Source organism: Microbacterium sp. NPDC055910 (assembly GCF_042271185.1).
Taxonomy (GTDB): domain Bacteria; phylum Actinomycetota; class Actinomycetes; order Actinomycetales; family Microbacteriaceae; genus Microbacterium.
The window spans coordinates 1-15,884 of record NZ_JBHJZS010000003.1 but is presented as its reverse complement, the minus strand read 5'-3'; the positions used below and the strand labels follow the sequence as shown (position 1 = coordinate 15,884).

The window sequence follows — 15,884 nt, the reverse complement described above, 5'->3', positions numbered from 1 at the left end:
TGCCGTGGTCCAATTCGAAGTTCCCGCAATCGTCCCCGCAGACCCGCAGGCAAACGTCAGCGACCTGCTCGTCGAACGCGTCAAGCTCACCCCGAACCGGCCGCTGTTCGCCGTTCCCGACGGTGAGGGCTGGCGTGACATCACGGCAGCCGAGTTCCATGCCCAGGTCATCGCACTCGCGAAGGGCTTCGTCGCGGGGGGCATCGAGCCCGGCGACAAGATCGGATTCGTCGCTCGCACGACGTACGAGTGGACCCTCGTCGACATGGCCCTCTTCTTCGCGGGTGCCGTCATGGTGCCGATCTACGAGACGAGTTCGCCCGCGCAGATCGCGTGGAACCTCTCGGACTCGGGCGCCGTCGCCTGCATCGTGGAGTCCCCGGACCACAGCGCACGACTCGACGAGGTGCGCGCCGACGTCCCGCTCGTGCGATCGGTCTGGGCCATGCACAAGGGCGACCTCGACAAGCTCGTCGCCGATGGTGCATCCGTCACCGATGACGAGATCGAACGCCGTCGCAACCTCGCGAACGGGTCGGACATCGCGACGCTCATCTACACGTCCGGCTCGACCGGACGTCCCAAGGGGTGCGTGCTGACGCACAGCAACTTCGTCGAGCTCTCGCGCAACTCCGCCAAGGCGCTGCACGAGGTCGTCGAGACGCCGGGCGCCTCGACGCTGCTGTTCATCACGACGGCGCACGTGTTCGCACGCTTCATCTCGATCCTGGACATCCACGCCGGTGTGAAGACCGGCCACCAGCCCGACACGAAGCAGCTCCTGCCGGCGCTCGGCTCCTTCCAGCCGACCTTCCTCCTCGCCGTCCCGCGCGTGTTCGAGAAGGTGTACAACTCCGCCGAGCAGAAGGCCGAAGCGGGAGGCAAGGGCAAGATCTTCCGCGCCGCCGCCCACGCCGCCGTCGAGCACTCCACGCTCCTGCAGGACGGCAAGAAGGTGCCGCTCGGCCTCAAGATCAAGTTCGCACTGTTCGACAAGCTCGTCTACAGCAAGCTGCGCACCGCGATGGGTGGGCGCGTCGAGTACGCCGTCTCGGGATCGGCTCCGCTCGGGCCGCGCCTGGGTCACTTCTTCCACAGCCTCGGCGTCACGATCCTCGAGGGCTACGGCCTGACCGAGACGACGGCGCCCGCGACGGTCAACCTCGCGAACAAGTCGAAGATCGGCACCGTCGGCCCCGTGCTTCCCGGGATCGGCGTCCGGCTCGGGGAAGACGGTGAAGTCGAGGTGCGTGGCATCAACGTCTTCAAGGAGTACTGGCGCAACCCCGAGGCGACGGCCGAGTCGTTCGACGGCGACTGGTTCAAGACCGGCGACATCGGTTCGTTCGACGACGAGGGCTTCCTCACGATCACGGGCCGCAAGAAGGAGATCCTCGTCACGGCCGGTGGCAAGAACGTCGCCCCCGCTGCGCTGGAAGACCCGATCCGGGCGAACCCGATCGTCGGGCAGGTCGTCGCTCTCGGCGACCAGAAGCCCTTCATCGCGGCGCTCATCACGCTCGACTCCGAGATGCTGCCGACCTGGCTTGCGAACAACAACCTGCCGGGTGACATGTCCCTCGCGGATGCCGCCGCGCATCCCGCCGTCCGCGCCGAAGTGCAGCGTGCGATCGACGAGGCCAACGCGTCGGTGTCGCGTGCCGAATCGATCCGCAAGTTCACGATCCTCGCGACGGAGTGGACCGAGGCGAGCGGTCACCTCACTCCCAAGATGAGCATCAAGCGCAACGTCATCCTCGATGACTTCGCCGCCGAGATCGACAAGATCTACGACGTTCCCGTCAACACGACGAACGTTTCGCTGGGCTGACGCGCAGGACCGGGTGCGCCGCGGCTCACCCGGTCCTCAGCGCGCGCTCCCCGGTCATCGAGTAGCGCCGCACCGCCCACCCGGTGGTCCAGTAGCGCCCCCACCCGTCGCCCCCCGGTCATCGAGTAGCGCCGCAGGCGCGTATCGAGATGCGGACCGGAGCAGTCGCAGCTCGATACCCCGGGATCTCGATACGCGCGCTTCGCGCGCTACTCGACATTGATCCGAGCCGCATCAACGCGCGCTACGCGCGCATCGATCCTGCTCGCATCAAAACCAGTCCGACTCCCGGATCTGGCGCATCGCGACACGGCGGGTCTCGGCCGGAAGACGATCGAGGAAGAGCATGCCGTCGAGGTGGTCGGTCTCGTGCTGAAGGGCCTGGGCGAGCAGCCCCTCCCCCTCGATCACGACGTCGTTGCCCTCGAGGTCGGTGCCGACGACCTTGGCCCGCGGGTGGCGCAGGGCCTCGTGCCACAGACCCGGCACGGACAGGCAGCCCTCGGCGACCAGCTCGGGTTCACCGTCGACCTCGACGAGCACGGGGTTGAGCACGTAGCCGATGTCGCCGTCGATGTTGTAGCTGAACGCGCGGACTCCCACGCCGATCTGGCAGGCGGCGACCCCGGCGCGACCGGGCAGTGCGACGGTGTCGAGCAGGTCCTGCACGAGCGAGCGGATGCCGTCATCGACGACGTCGACGGGCGCACCCGGCGCCCGCAGAACGGGGTCGCCGAAGACGCGGATCGGACGGACCGCCATGTCAGGCGGCCGCCGCGAGCGAGCGGAGTCCCTCGACCACCTTCGCGGCGAGCTCACGGGCGGCGAGACGGGTCGCAGGCTGCAGATCTCGGAACGCGATGGCGCTGCCGGCGGCGACGTGCGCGTCGTACGGCATCCGCACGACGGCGCGCACGCGCGAGCGGAAGTGCGCCTCGAGCTCGTCGGGCCGCACGAGTGGAGCACCGGGGCGGGCGTTGTTGAGCACGACGACCGCGCCGCGCACCTGCTCGGCGTAGCCGTTCGTCTCGAGCCAGGTGAGCGTCTCGGACGCCAGTCGCGCCTCGTCGACGCTCAGCCCGGTGACGATGACGAGCTGATCGGCGAGCCCGAGTGTCGCCTCCATGACCGAGTGGACGACGCCGGTTCCGGTGTCGGTGAGCACGATCGAGTAGTAGTGCGCGGCGATCGAGGCGACGTCGTTGTAGTCGTCATCGCTGAACGCTACGGACACGCGCGGGTCGCTGTCCGACGCGAGGACGTCCAGGCGAGTCTCATCGCGCGCGACGATGCCGGAGAGGTCGTTGTAGCCGACGACCTCGGCATGCGTGCGCACGAGATCGCGCACGGTCTTGCCGCTCGTGCGACCGATGCGCTCGGCGAGCGTTCCCCGGTCGGGGTTCGCGTCGACGGCGATGACGCGGTCATCGCGAGCGTCGGCGAGCGCCATGCCCAGCAGTGTCGTGATCGTCGTCTTGCCGACGCCGCCCTTGCGCGACATCACCGGCACGAAGCGGGCACCGCCGTTCAGCGGCGCCGAGATGCGACGGTCGAGCTCCTTGCGCGCCCGTGCGCGCTTGCCGTCACCGAGGTTGATGCGCCTGCCCGACAGCGAATAGACGAGGTGCTGCCACGCGCCTTCGGGCTCGGGGCGCACGACGTGGTGCGGGTCGAGCAGACGATCCGCCGTCAGCAGATCGGCGCTCTCACGATCGGCTTCGAACTCGCCGATCCGCTTCGAGGTCAACGCGACATCAGCGCGCGACGGCACACGCTCGAGGGCGTGACCGCGCGCAGGACGCGGTGAATCGGGATGCTGCGCCTCCCAGCGCGTCGTCGGGATCGACGACGTCACGGGTTGCGCGGCCTCGGCGGGCGTCTCATCGGAGTGAGCTGTCATGGCATCCTCCACCTCTTCGGCGTCGGTGATGTCTTCGGACGGCGACGCCGCGGCGGGCGAAGCCGAGTCGGCGACGATCTCGGCTTCGGCGGTCTCGAGCGGAACCTCGTCGTCGGTGCGCGCGTCGACCAGTGCCGCGTACCCGAGTTCGATGGGCACCTCGTCGCCGATGACGTCGTCTTCGTCGTCGTCTTCGGCCGCCACGGCGAACGACAGGTTCACCTGCGCCGTGGCGCCGTTGAGGATCCCGATCCCGGCGGTGTCGAGGCTGCCCGCGTCGGAGAGGACGCCGTTCAGGGCATCTTCGTCAGGTTGGTCGGGGCGATCAGACGTCACTGCGGGTCTCTCCAAAGGCGGGTGTCGAGCGTGTACGGCCCTCCAGGTTACTGCGCGGGGCGGATGACGACCAAAAGGTCGCCCGCCTCGACCTGCTGCGTCGCGCCGATCGCGAGTCGCTCGATGACGCCGTCGACGGGAGCCGTGATCGCCGCTTCCATCTTCATCGCCTCGATCGAGGCGAGCGACTGACCGGCCTTGACGGTGTCGCCGACGGTCGCCTTGACCGTCACGACACCGGCGAACGGCGCGGCCACCTGACCCGGCTTGCTCGTGTCCGCCTTCTCGGCCTGGCGCGTCTCGACCGCGATGCTGCGATCACGGACATATACGGGGCGGAGCTGACCGTTGAGGGTCGTCATGACGGTCCGGATGCCCTTGGCGTCGGCCTCGCCGATTGCCTCGAGACCCACATACAGCTGCACGCCGGGATCGATCTCGGCGACGTGCTCTTCGCCCGGCTTGAGTCCGTAGAGGTAGTCGGGAGTCCCGAGCGCCGACAGGTCGCCGTACGCCTGGCGGTTCTTCTCGAACTCCTTGGCCGGGGCGGGGAAGAGCAGTCGGTTGAGCGTGCGCTGACGCGTCGGGGCGTCGCCCGCGAGTCCCTCGCGCTCTTCGTCCGTGAGGGGAGGCACGCTGATCGACACCTCGCGACCTTCGAGGACCTTGGTGCGGAAGGGCTCGGGCCAGCCGCCGGGCAGATCGCCGAGTTCGCCCGCCATGAACCCGACGACCGAGTCGGGGATGTCGTAGCTCTGCGGGTTCTCGGCGAAATCGGCCGGATCGGCCTTGGCCGCCACGAGAGCGAGAGCGAGGTCGCCCACGACCTTCGACGACGGGGTTACCTTGGGGATGCGGCCGAGAATCCGGTCCGCCGCCGCGTACATGTCCTCGATGAGCTCGAAATCGTCGGCCAGACCCAGCGCGATCGCCTGCTGGCGCAGGTTCGACAGCTGGCCTCCCGGGATCTCGTGGTGGTACACCCGACCCGTCGGCGACGGCAGACCGGACTCGAACGGGCGGTACAGCTGGCGCACGCCCTCCCAGTAGGGCTCGAGATCGCTCACGGCCTGAAGATCGATTCCGGTGTCCCGGTCGGTGTGCGCCAGGGCGGCGACGAGCGACGACAGTGACGGCTGGCTCGTCGTGCCGGACAGCGGCGCGGCAGCGGCGTCGACGGCGTCGACCCCGGCCGCGCTGGCGGCGAGGAGCGTCGCAAGCTGGCCGCCCGCCGTGTCGTGCGTGTGCAGGTGCACCGGCAGGTCGAACCGATCGCGCAGCGCTGTGACGAGCTTGGCCGCCGCGGCGGGACGCAAAAGGCCCGCCATGTCCTTGATCGCCAGCACGTGCGCGCCGGATTCGACGATCTGCTCGGCCAGACGCAGGTAGTAGTCGAGCGTATACAGGCGCTCAGCGGGGTCGAGAAGGTCGGCCGTGTAGCAGACCGCGACTTCGGCGACCGCCGTGCCCGTCTCGAGAACGGCCGCGATCGCGGGGCGCATCTGGTCGACGTCGTTGAGTGCGTCGAAGATGCGGAAGACGTCGACACCGGTCGCGGCGGCCTCGCGCACGAACGCGTCGGTGACCTCGACCGGTCGCGGCGTGTATCCGACCGTGTTGCGTCCGCGCAGCAGCATCTGGATCGGGATGTTGGGGATCGCCTCGCGCACAGCCGCGAGCCGTTCCCACGGGTCCTCGGCGAGGAACCGGAGCGCGACATCGTAGGTCGCGCCGCCCCACGCCTCGACCGACAGCAGCTCGGGTGTCATGCGGGCGACGTGCGGGCCGATGCGCACCAGGTCGCGCGTTCGCACGCGCGTGGCGAGGAGGGACTGGTGGGCGTCGCGGTACGTGGTCTCGGTGACCGCGAGCGGTGTCTGTTCGCGCAGCGCACGGGCGAAGCCCGCGGGGCCCAGGTCGCGGAGGCGCTCGAGCGTTCCGGCCGGTGCCGGGGCGGTGAGGTCGATGTCGGGAAGCTTGCTGCCGGGCGACACGGAGACCGGCTTCTCACCGTACGGCCGGTTGACCGTGACATCGGCGAGCCAATTGATCAGTTTCGTCGCGCGGTCGCGCGACGGGTGGCTCGTGAGCAGCCCCGGACGCTCTTCGATGAACGCCGTGCTGAGGTCGCCCGCGACGAAGGCGTCGTCATCGAGCACGGCGCGCAGGAACGGGATGTTCGTCGCGACACCGCGGATGCGGAACTCCGCCAGCGCGCGTCGCGCGCGGGCGACGGCGGCGGGGAAGTCGCGTCCGCGGCACGTCAGCTTGGCGAGCATCGAATCGAAGTGCGGGCTGATTTGGGATCCCGCGGCCGTGGTACCGCCGTCGAGACGGATGCCGGCGCCACCGGGCGACCGATAGGTGGTGATGCGCCCCGTGTCGGGGCGGAATCCCTGCGACGGATCCTCCGTCGTGATGCGGCACTGCAGCGCCGCACCGCGCAGCACGATGTTGCTCTGCTGCAGACCGAGATCTTCGAGGGTCTCCCCCGCGGCGATCCGGATCTGCGACTGCACGAGGTCGACATCCGTGACCTCTTCCGTCACGGTGTGCTCGACCTGGATGCGGGGGTTCATCTCGATGAAGACATGCTGGCCGGCGCGTTCGCCGGCCGTATCGACGAGGAATTCCACCGTGCCGGCGTTGCTGTAGCCGATGGATTCGGCAAAGGCGACGGCATCCCGGTGGATCCGCGTGCGCAGCTCGTCATCGAGGTTCGGGGCGGGCGCGATTTCGATCACCTTCTGGTGACGACGCTGCACCGAGCAGTCCCGCTCGAACAGGTGCACCGTGTGACCCGTGGCATCCGCGAGGATCTGCACCTCGATGTGGCGCGGGCGTACGACGGCCTGCTCGAGGAAAACCCGGGCGTCACCGAACGCGGCGCCGGCTTCGCGCATCGCCTCGGCGATGGCCGGGGGCAGGTCGCCCGCTGTCTCGACGCGACGCATGCCGCGGCCGCCGCCGCCGGCGACCGCCTTGACGAAGATGGGGAAGCCGATGTCGTCTGCCTGGGCGACGAGTGCGTCGACATCGTCTGACGCGGGGGTGGACTTCAGCACCGGTACGCCCGCGGCGATCGCGTGCTCCTTGGCGGTGACCTTGTTGCCGGCCATCTCGAGCGCCTTCGACGGGGGCCCGATGAACGTGATGCCGTTCTCGGCCGCGCGGGCGGCGAGTTCGGGGTTCTCGGAGAGGAACCCGTAGCCCGGGTAGATCGCGTCCGCACCGGATTCGAGAGCGACGCGGATGATCTCGTCGACGTCGAGATATGCCCGGACGGGGTGACCCTGTTCGCCGATGACGTAGGACTCGTCCGCCTTCTGGCGGTGGAGTGATCCGCGGTCTTCGTAGGGGAAAACCGCGACCGTGCGCGCCCCCAGCTCGTATGCCGCGCGGAACGCCCTGATGGCGATTTCACCGCGGTTGGCGACCAGAATCTTTCGGAACATGTGCACCTCGCAGAGCGGCCACGACGATGGGCCAAGTGTGCTCTCAGCCTAGGGGACGGTAACGTAGTCGCTTGTGCACGTACTCTCGGTGAGCTCCCTCAAGGGCGGCGTCGGCAAGACGACCGTTACACTCGGGCTCGCCTCGGCGGCCTTCGCACGGGGAGTGCGCACTCTCGTGGTCGATCTCGACCCGCAATCCGACGTCTCGACGGGTATGGACATCCAGGTCGCCGGGCGACTCAATGTCGCCGATGTGCTGGCCAATCCCAAGGAGAAGGTCGTTCGTCAGGCGATCACGTCGAGCGGCTGGGCGAAGGTGCACCCCGGCACGATCGACGTGATGATCGGCAGCCCGTCCGCGATCAACTTCGACGGCCCGCATCCGAGCGTCCGCGACGTGTGGAAGCTCGAGGAGGCGCTGGCCACGATCGAGCCCGACTACGATCTCGTGCTCATCGACTGCGCCCCCTCGCTCAACGCGCTCACGCGCACGGCCTGGGCCGCCAGCGACCGCGTCATCGTCGTGACCGAGCCCGGCCTCTTCTCGGTCGCGGCCGCCGATCGCGCCCTGCGCGCGATCGAAGAGATCCGACGGGGACTCTCCCCCCGTCTGCAGCCGCTCGGCATCGTCGTGAACCGCGTGCGCCCGCAGTCGATCGAGCACCAGTTCCGCATCAAAGAGCTGCGCGACATGTTCGGTCCGCTCGTGCTCTCGCCGCAATTGCCCGAGCGCACGTCGCTGCAGCAGGCGCAGGGTGCGGCCAAGCCGTTGCACATCTGGCCCGGGGACTCCGCTCAGGAGCTCGCGGCCGACTTCGATGCGCTGCTCGACCGCATCATGCGGACGGGGCGTATCCCCACGCCGACCGCGTGACGCGCTGACGACCCTTCGACAAGCTCAGGGCCCGCGTTCCGGCACACTCCAGGGCCCGCCTTCGGCAGGCTCGGGAACCGACGCTTCGGCAGGCTCAGGGACCGCGTTCCGGCATGCTCCAGGGCCGGCCTTCGGCAGGCTCAGGGACCGCCCTTCGACAAGTTCAGGGACCGCCTTCCGTTACGCTCCAGGGCCGGCCGTTCGGCAGGCTCAGGGACCGCCCTTCGACAAGTTCAGGGACCGCCTTCCGTTACGCTCCAGGGCCTGCCGTTCGGCAAGCTCAGGGACCGACCCTTCGACAGGCTCAGGGACCGACCCTTCGACAGGCTCAGGGACCGACCCTTCGACAGGCTCAGGGACCGACCCTTCGACAGGCTCAGGGACCGGCCCTTCGACAGGCTCGGGGACCGCCTTCCGTTACGCTCAACGGCCGGCCGTTCGGCAAGCTCAGGGACCGACCCTTCGACACGCTCAGGGACCGCCTTCCGTTACGCTCAACGGCCGACCCTTCGACAGGCTCTGGGACCGGCTCTCGGCTCGTTCGGGCGCGGACCGTTCGGCAGGCTCGGGGGTCGTGCGTTAGAAGGGGGCGGGTTCGTTGTTCGGGTGGAAGGTGGGGGTGCGTCGTTCGGGTTCGACGAGGTATTTTCGGCCGGTGGGTGAGGTCCACTCGATGGTCCCGTTGCACCTCTGGGTGAGGGCCCATCGGCCGTGGTGCTTGATGGTGTGGTGGCCGGTGCATAGGGGGGCGAGGTTGGTCAGGGCGGTGGTTCCGCCGTGTTCCCAAGCGATGGAGTGGTCGATCTGGCATCGCCAGGCGGGGATCCCGCATCCGGGGGCCATGCAGCGGTCCGCTCGCCAGGCGGCCAGCTTCCGCAGTGATTTCGGGGGCCGGTATTGCCGGCGACCGACGGAGAGCACCATCCCGGTCTCGGGGTGGGTGAGGACCCGCATCCACCCGTCCGCGCTCCCGCACAGTTCGCGTGCCCGCTCGATCGGGATCGGCCCGATTCCCTCCACGGTCGCCGGGACGTCCTCCTCCCCGGTGCCCAGCAGCGCCAACGCCGGGACAGTCACGACAACGGTGGGCCGGATCCCGCGGGCACTGTCGGGGTGGGTGGTGGTGTCCCCGTCGATGAGGAGGTCGCACAGCGCATCGGCGCGGCGCTCATCCAGGGACCGGTCATCGTCGTCACCGCCCAGGGTCTTGGCGATCGCGGTGACCCGCCCGTGGATGGCGTGGGCCTCGACGGCGGGAAGGTACGCGGTCAACCACGCCATCCCGTCATCAACGGTCTCCACACGCACATGCCGTTGCCGCAACGCGACCGTGTGCCGTTCGGTCAACGTGGTGTGCCGTTCGGTTTCGATGAGGTCACGGAGTTTGCGGCGAAACACCCCCACCGGCTGTGTTTCGGCCAGGGCGACCGCGCGGGCGGTGAGAGCCTCACGCAGGACAGGGTCGAGGGGATCGAGCAGGTCCACCAGCACCGCGGCATGCTGCTCGCTGATCCGGGCAGCCCCCAGTGAGGTCAACGCGGCCGGGTACCGGTGCACCAGGGCATCGGCACGGACCATGAGGCGCTCGGCGGCATGCTCGGTGATCCGCAACGCCGCGGCCAGCTCCAGACGCACCGAACGCTCCGCGACCCCGGCAAGACCGGCACCATACTGCGCAGCATCCGACATCGCCGCCACCCGCAACCGATCGATCACCACATAGCGCTCCGCGGTGAACACCGCGACCATCCCATCGACCTCGACCACCCGATCCACCCGATCCAGATGTACGAGCTCGGCTTCATCTTCCATGCGCCAACACTAGAACACACCTCCGACATCGGAGCCGGCGGTTGCAATGGGTGGCTGCGCCCTGGCGAGCTCCTCCGCGTTCGAGAAGTTCAGGAGCCGAGTGTGGCGGAGTGTGGCGTCTCCTCCGCGAGACCCGCATCGGGTCTGGCAGGAGCGCGGGGCGCGGGCCGGTGAGAAGGGCAAACCGAGCGGAGGCGACGCCTCACGACCCTTCGACAGGCTCAGGGACCGCCCTTCGACAGGCGCAGGGACCACCCTTCGACAGGCTCAGCGCCGGGCCGCTGGCGACGACCCTTCGACAAGCTCAGGGACCGGGGCGGCCAGCGACGCCCTCCGACAAGCTCAGGGACCGGGGCGGCCAGCGACGACCCTCCGACAAGCTCAGGGACCGGGGCGGCCAGCGACGACCCTCCGACAAGCTCAGGGACCGGGGGCGACCCTTCGGCGAGCTCAGGGACCGCCCTTTGGCAGGGTCAGCGCCGGGCGGCTGGCGACAACCCTTCGGCAGGCTCAGCGCCGGGCGGCTGGCGACGACCCTTCGGCGAGCTCAGGGACCGGGGCGGCCGGGGCCACCCTTCGAGGGGCTCAGGGACGAGCCTTCGACGAGGTCAGGCCGTGCGGGCGGCGCGACGCGCGGCGAGCTCGTCTTGGATGTCGGGCACCTGCGGGTCGAACTCGACGAGCGTCGATTCGACTTCGCGCAGCACCTTGCCCACGGCGATGCCGAAGACGCCCTGTCCGCGGCTGACGAGGTCGATGACCTCGTCATTGGACGTGCACAGGTACACCGACGCACCGTCGCTCATGAGGGTCGTACCGGCGAGGTCGCGGATGCCGGCGGCACGCAGCTGATCCACGGCCGTGCGGATCTGCTGAAGCGAGATGCCGGTGTCGAGAAGTCGCTTGACGAGCTTCAGCACGAGGATGTCGCGGAACCCGTACAGACGCTGCGAGCCGGAGCCGGATGCCCCGCGCACGGTCGGCTCGACGAGCTCGGTGCGCGCCCAGTAATCGAGCTGGCGGTAGGTGATTCCCGCTGCGCGTGCCGCGACGGCTCCCTTGTAGCCGGCCTCGTCGTCCATCTGCGGAAGGCCATCGGTGAAGAGGAGGTCGGCGACGAATGTCGGCTCGCCTGCCGTTTCTCGAGCGGTCATACGCTGATCCTCCCCATCGGACTCCTCCACGCTAGATCAGCGCGACGCCCCGAGCAATGACATCCGCTCTGGCGTGTCGCGCCGCGGCTCAACCGAGCAGCCGGTCCAGCGCCGTGCGGACGAAGATGGCGCGCACGTCTTCGAGTCGCTTGGCCAGCTCCGGAGCGACCTCTGCGGCACGGCCGCGCGAACCGGCATCCGTCCGTCGCAGCAGCGGTGCGAGCGCCGACTCGACGAGGGCGACATCGCGCTCCGAGCTCTGGCGCAGGGCCCGAACGTGACGGGGCTCGATGCCGTGACGATCCAGCGCGACGAGTGCGCGCAGCAGCGCGACGGTCTGATCGGTGTAGCTCTCGGAACCTGCGATGATCCCCGTGCTGATCGCGTCGTTGAGCAGCTGGGGGGCGGCTCCGGCCGTCGCGAGGAGCTCTTCGCGGCGGAATCGTCGCGGAGCCGGGACGATCGACGGGACCGACGCCGGCTGCACGGGCTCACGGCCCGCGTCGAGGTCGGCGAGATACTCGCGGATGACGCTGTGCGGCATGAAGTGGTCGCGCTGCAGAGTCAGCGCCAGGCGCAGCCGCTCGACGTCGGCGGGAGAGAATTTGCGGTAGCCCGACTCGGTCCGCGTGGGCGTGATGATGCCCTGCACTTCGAGGAAGCGCAGCTTGCTCGCCGACAGTCCGGGGAATTCGGGGGCGAGTCGCGCAAGCACCTGACCGATGCTGAGCAGACCCGCGGACGTAGACCGTTCGCGGGGGGCGGGAGCCGCCATCAGTCGTCCGCCGCCTGAACCAGGTCGGCGGGTGAGACGAAGAAGTTCAGACGGAACTTGCCGATGCGCACTTCGGCGCCGTTGCGCAGCGTCGCGCGGTCGGCCCGCTCCCCGTTGACATAGGTGCCGTTGAGGGAGCGCTGATCGACGAGCTCGAACGATGTGTCGCTGCGCGTGATCTCGGCGTGCCGACGCGACACCGTGACGTCGTCGAAGAAGATGTCGGCCTCGGGGTGGCGTCCGACGGTGGTCACATCCGTGTCGAGCAGGTAGCGTGCACCCGCCGTGGGACCCGAGCGCACGAGGAAGAGCGCGGCTCCCGAAGGGAGCGCGTCGATCGCATCGAGTTCAGGACCGGACAGGTCACTGCCGAACGGCACGAACGAGAGGTCGGAATCGTGGCCGAACGTCTGCGTCGTATCGTGCGCTCGCTCGGCACCCGCGCCACGGCGGATGTCGTCCGGTTCGGGTCGACGGTTGTCCTCCACGGTGCTCCTCCTTCTGCGCAAAGCCTATCCGATCGGTCCCTCCGTGAAACAGCCGGATCCGCCGATCCGTCGACGGCGATCCGCCGAAGTGTTTCGCAGTGTTTCGCGCGGGATGTCTCGAGCGCTCGGGCGGCCTAACGTGGCTGATCGAACCTACTGACAGGAGCCCACCGTGTCGAGTCCGCACTTTCGCACATCACCCGCCCCGGCGCGTGAGGCTGCGACGTGCATGTGCGCGTTCGACGGTGTCTGCTCCTCGTTCGCCCGAGGCCACGCGCTGCACCTGATCCAGGCGCGCCTCGCATCGGCGACTCCCACCGAGTGGTCCGACGCGATCGTCGAGCAGACGGATGCCGCAGAGGGCACCGTCGTCGTGCGCACGCTCGACGGCGAGGCCATCGAGCTGTGGAACGGCTCCGGCGCGGCCGATGCCGTCGCCGTCGGAACGCCGGTCGCCGTGCACGCGCGCTACGACGTCCTGGCGGTCGGACGCCGTCAGTTCAACGTGCTGCGAGGCTGATTCAGGCCATCGCGTTCTTCATGGCCATGCACGCGTCCATGCACGCCTGACAGGCCTGCGCGCACATCCGGCAGACCTCGCTGGCATCCGCGTGCGACGCGCACTCGTCCATGCACATGCGGCACATCTCGATGCACGCGTCGAGCATCGCCATCATCGCCGTGGCGTTCATCCCCTGCATGCGCAGCATCGAGCGCATCATCGTGTTGCACATGTCGGCGCAGTTCATGCTCGTCGTGGCGCACGACATCAGCTGGGTCGCGCACACCGTGCACGCCTGCTCGCATGCGGCGCACGCGTCCATGCACGCCTGCATGAGGGACATGTCCATCGTGTCCATGCCGGGCATCTTCATCATGTCCTTCGACATGGCATCCATCATCATGGCGTCCATCACGGGCCTCCTCGTCACGGCTGAGGCGGGCGTGGTCCCGCCTTGCCGTCATGCTAAGCGGACAGCGCCCGCACAGTAAGGGGTTGGCTAGGCTCGAACCGTGATGACACAGGTTTCCCACCGCGTCTCCCGCGGTCTCCTCGCCCTCTTCGCGGTGCTGCTGGTCGCGGCATCCGCTCTCATCGCCTCTCCCGCGGCGGCGCACGACCGGCTCATCGGGTCGGATCCCGCCGCCGGCGCGACCGTCGACGAGTCCCCCGCCCAGCTGACGCTCACCTTCAGCGGAGTGATCTCACCCGACGCCGGGGCCTCGGAGGTCCAGGTGACGGATGCCGCGGGCACACAGCTCGCCGGAGACCCGGTCGCCGCCGACAACACCCTCACGGTGCCGCTCGTCGCGCAGGGCGAGGGCGCGGTCACCGTGCTCTGGAAGGTCGTCTCGAGCGACGGCCACCCCATCTCGGGCGAGTACGGCTTCACCGTGACGGCGGCCGCTCCCGAGCCGGCACCGGAGCCGACCGAGACGGCCGAGACGAGCCCCACGACCGAGCCGAGCGCGCCGGTCGAGACGGCGGAGCCGGCCGAGACGGAGACGCCGGTCACCGAGGCCCCCTCGGATGCCGCCGACATGACCCCGTGGATCATCGCGGGCATCGTCGTGCTCCTGGCGGTCGTCGGCGGGATCATCTACCTCGTCGCCTCGCGAGCCCGTCGCGCGAAGGCCGCTCAGGCCGACTCCGCGAACACCTCCGAGCGTTAGGCTGGAACACATGCCTCACTACGACGTCGTCATCCTCGGCGCGGGCCCCGGCGGCTACGTCGCGGCCGTCCGCAGCGCTCAGCTCGGCCTCTCGGTCGCGATCATCGAAGAGAAGTACTGGGGCGGTGTCTGCCTCAACGTGGGATGCATCCCCTCGAAGGCACTCCTGCGCAACGCCGACCTGGCGCACACCTTCACCCACAAGGCCGAGCTGTTCGGCATCTCGGGCGACGTGCACTTCGACTTCGGCACCGCGTGGGATCGCAGCCGCAAGGTCGCCGACACGCACGTCAAGGGCATCCATTTCTTGATGAAGAAGAACAAGGTCACCGAGTACGAGGGCCGCGGCTCGTTCACCGGGCCGAAGGCGATCACGGTCACCACGTCCGACGGCGCGACCGAAGAGATCACGTTCGACAACGCGATCATCGCGACCGGGTCGACCGTCCGTCTGCTGCCCGGCGTCACCCTGAGCGACAACGTCGTGACCTATGAGGAGCAGATCCTCACGCGCGACCTGCCGTCGTCGATCGTCGTCGTCGGCGCCGGCGCGATCGGCATGGAGTTCGCGTTCGTTCTCGCCAACTACGGCGTCAAGGTCACGATCATCGAGTTCCTCGACCGCGCGCTGCCCAATGAGGACGCCGACGTCTCGAAGGAGATCGCGCGCCAGTACAAGAAGCTCGGCGTCGACATCCTCACCTCGACCAAGGTCGAGACCGTCGTCGACGCGGGCGACAAGGTCACCGTCACCTACACGGGCAAGGACGGCGCGCAGGGCTCGATCGAGGCCGACAAAGTGCTTATGTCGATCGGCTTCGCCGCCCGGGTCGAGGGCTTCGGGCTCGAGAACACCGGTGTCAAGCTCACCGAGCGCGGCGCGATCGACATCGACGATCACATGCGCACCTCGGTCCCCCACATCTACGCGATCGGCGACGTCACGGCCAAGCTGCAGCTCGCACACGTCGCCGAGGCGCAGGCCGTCGTCGCGGCCGAGACGATCGGCAAGGCCGAGACGATGACGCTCGGCGACTACCGGATGATGCCGCGCGCCACGTTCTGCTCACCGCAGGTCGCGTCGTTCGGTCTCACGGAAGAGCAGGCCCGCGCCGCCGGCCACGAGATCAAGGTCGCGAAGTTCCCGTTCTCGGCCAACGGCAAGGCGAACGGCCTCGGCGAGCCCGTCGGCTTCGTCAAGCTCATCGCCGACGCCGAGCACCTCGAGCTGCTCGGCGGCCACATGATCGGCCCCGACGTGTCCGAGCTTCTTCCCGAGCTGACACTCGCCCAGAAGTGGGACCTGACGGCGCTCGAGGCGGCACGCAACGTGCACACGCACCCGACGCTGTCCGAGGCCGTTCAGGAGGCCTTCCACGGCCTCGCCGGTCACATGATCAATATGTGACGCGACCCGGATCAATGCTGTGCAGCAGCGTTGATGCGGGTCGGGTCAGATCGAGTAGCCGGCGCAGCCGGCGTATCGAGATCTTCACCCGGATCAATGCTGCGCAGCAGCGTTGACGCGGGTCGGGTCAGATCGAGTAGCCGCCGCAGCCGGCGTATCGAGATCTTCACCCGGGTC

At 68.7% G+C, this 15,884-nt stretch carries 13 protein-coding genes; 5 read left to right on the top strand and 8 right to left on the bottom strand.

What is annotated here, in order from left to right; genetic code table 11:
• Nucleotides 1-4 precede the first annotated feature (4 nt).
• Nucleotides 5-1,831, top strand: coding sequence for an AMP-dependent synthetase/ligase (locus tag ACFC3F_RS02415; protein ID WP_376126166.1), 1,827 nt, complete (start codon nt 5-7; stop codon nt 1,829-1,831).
• Between the two features lie 270 nt (nt 1,832-2,101).
• Here ACFC3F_RS02415 and ACFC3F_RS02410 read toward each other — a convergent pair whose 3' ends face one another.
• Genes ACFC3F_RS02410 through ACFC3F_RS02400 form a run of 3 tightly spaced genes read right to left on the bottom strand, consistent with a single transcriptional unit; the run spans nt 2,102 to nt 7,522 of the window.
• Complete coding sequence (locus tag ACFC3F_RS02410) at nt 2,102-2,593, bottom strand: peptide deformylase (RefSeq protein ID WP_376126162.1); 492 nt, start codon at nt 2,591-2,593, stop codon at nt 2,102-2,104.
• A gap of 1 nt (nt 2,594) precedes the next feature.
• Nucleotides 2,595-4,067 carry a MinD/ParA family protein gene (locus tag ACFC3F_RS02405; RefSeq protein ID WP_376126159.1) on the bottom strand — a complete coding sequence of 491 codons (1,473 nt, stop codon included), beginning with the start codon at nt 4,065-4,067 and terminating at the stop codon, nt 2,595-2,597.
• 47 nt (nt 4,068-4,114) lie between these two features.
• Nucleotides 4,115-7,522 carry a pyruvate carboxylase gene (locus tag ACFC3F_RS02400; RefSeq protein ID WP_376126156.1) on the bottom strand — a complete coding sequence of 1,136 codons (3,408 nt, stop codon included), beginning with the start codon at nt 7,520-7,522 and terminating at the stop codon, nt 4,115-4,117.
• Between the two features lie 73 nt (nt 7,523-7,595).
• Between ACFC3F_RS02400 and ACFC3F_RS02395 the strand changes: the two genes are divergently transcribed.
• Complete coding sequence (locus tag ACFC3F_RS02395) at nt 7,596-8,396, top strand: ParA family protein (protein WP_376126153.1); 801 nt, start codon at nt 7,596-7,598, stop codon at nt 8,394-8,396.
• Nucleotides 8,397-8,975: 579 nt separating this feature from the next.
• On the opposite strand, the gene ACFC3F_RS02390 is transcribed toward ACFC3F_RS02395, so the two are convergent.
• The 4 genes from ACFC3F_RS02390 to ACFC3F_RS02375 all read right to left on the bottom strand — a co-directional run bounded on the left by ACFC3F_RS02390 (nt 8,976) and on the right by ACFC3F_RS02375 (nt 12,625).
• On the bottom strand, nt 8,976-10,208 hold the full coding sequence (locus tag ACFC3F_RS02390) for a DUF222 domain-containing protein (protein ID WP_376126150.1): 1,233 nt from the start codon (nt 10,206-10,208) through the stop codon (nt 8,976-8,978).
• 608 nt (nt 10,209-10,816) lie between these two features.
• Nucleotides 10,817-11,362: a MerR family transcriptional regulator gene (locus ACFC3F_RS02385; protein WP_376126147.1), complete on the bottom strand. Its 546-nt coding sequence runs from the start codon at nt 11,360-11,362 to the stop codon at nt 10,817-10,819.
• 88 nt (nt 11,363-11,450) lie between these two features.
• A complete protein-coding gene (locus ACFC3F_RS02380; RefSeq protein ID WP_376126144.1) occupies nt 11,451-12,137 on the bottom strand; it encodes a MerR family transcriptional regulator in 687 nt (228 codons plus the stop codon).
• A complete protein-coding gene (locus ACFC3F_RS02375; RefSeq protein WP_376126141.1) occupies nt 12,137-12,625 on the bottom strand; it encodes an FHA domain-containing protein in 489 nt (162 codons plus the stop codon). Before ACFC3F_RS02375 ends, ACFC3F_RS02380 begins: the two co-directional genes overlap by 1 nt.
• Before the next feature lie 229 nt (nt 12,626-12,854).
• On the opposite strand from ACFC3F_RS02375, the gene ACFC3F_RS02370 reads away from it, so the two are divergent.
• Nucleotides 12,855-13,145, top strand: a complete 291-nt coding sequence (locus ACFC3F_RS02370) for a hypothetical protein (protein WP_376126139.1) — start codon at nt 12,855-12,857, stop codon at nt 13,143-13,145.
• Nucleotide 13,146: 1 nt separating this feature from the next.
• Here ACFC3F_RS02370 and ACFC3F_RS02365 read toward each other — a convergent pair whose 3' ends face one another.
• Nucleotides 13,147-13,539, bottom strand: coding sequence for a hypothetical protein (locus tag ACFC3F_RS02365; RefSeq protein WP_376126136.1), 393 nt, complete (start codon nt 13,537-13,539; stop codon nt 13,147-13,149).
• Nucleotides 13,540-13,642: 103 nt separating this feature from the next.
• Here ACFC3F_RS02365 and ACFC3F_RS02360 point away from each other — a divergent pair, with 103 nt between their 5' ends.
• Together ACFC3F_RS02360 and lpdA are read left to right on the top strand one after the other, a co-directional pair.
• Complete coding sequence (locus ACFC3F_RS02360; protein WP_376126518.1) at nt 13,643-14,299, top strand: copper resistance protein CopC; 657 nt, start codon at nt 13,643-13,645, stop codon at nt 14,297-14,299.
• A 10-nt stretch (nt 14,300-14,309) separates the two neighbouring features.
• Nucleotides 14,310-15,707 (top strand): dihydrolipoyl dehydrogenase, encoded by a 1,398-nt coding sequence (gene lpdA, locus ACFC3F_RS02355; RefSeq protein ID WP_376126133.1) that lies wholly within the window; start codon nt 14,310-14,312, stop codon nt 15,705-15,707.
• Nucleotides 15,708-15,884: the final 177 nt, after the last annotated feature.

Bases quoted from the DNA above. Each gene is read 5' to 3' on its own strand.
- ACFC3F_RS02410 (WP_376126162.1), bottom strand. From the start codon at position 2,593: ATGGCGGTCCGTCCGATCCGCGTCTTCGGCGACCCCGTTCTGCGGGCG.
- ACFC3F_RS02400 (WP_376126156.1), bottom strand. From the start codon at position 7,522: ATGTTCCGAAAGATTCTGGTCGCCAACCGCGGTGAAATCGCCATCAGG.
- ACFC3F_RS02390 (WP_376126150.1), bottom strand. From the start codon at position 10,208: ATGGAAGATGAAGCCGAGCTCGTACATCTGGATCGGGTGGATCGGGTG.
- ACFC3F_RS02385 (WP_376126147.1), bottom strand. From the start codon at position 11,362: ATGACCGCTCGAGAAACGGCAGGCGAGCCGACATTCGTCGCCGACCTC.
- ACFC3F_RS02380 (WP_376126144.1), bottom strand. From the start codon at position 12,137: ATGGCGGCTCCCGCCCCCCGCGAACGGTCTACGTCCGCGGGTCTGCTC.
- ACFC3F_RS02370 (WP_376126139.1), top strand. From the start codon at position 12,855: ATGTGCGCGTTCGACGGTGTCTGCTCCTCGTTCGCCCGAGGCCACGCG.
- ACFC3F_RS02365 (WP_376126136.1), bottom strand. From the start codon at position 13,539: ATGGACGCCATGATGATGGATGCCATGTCGAAGGACATGATGAAGATG.
- ACFC3F_RS02360 (WP_376126518.1), top strand. From the start codon at position 13,643: ATGACACAGGTTTCCCACCGCGTCTCCCGCGGTCTCCTCGCCCTCTTC.
- lpdA (WP_376126133.1), top strand. From the start codon at position 14,310: ATGCCTCACTACGACGTCGTCATCCTCGGCGCGGGCCCCGGCGGCTAC.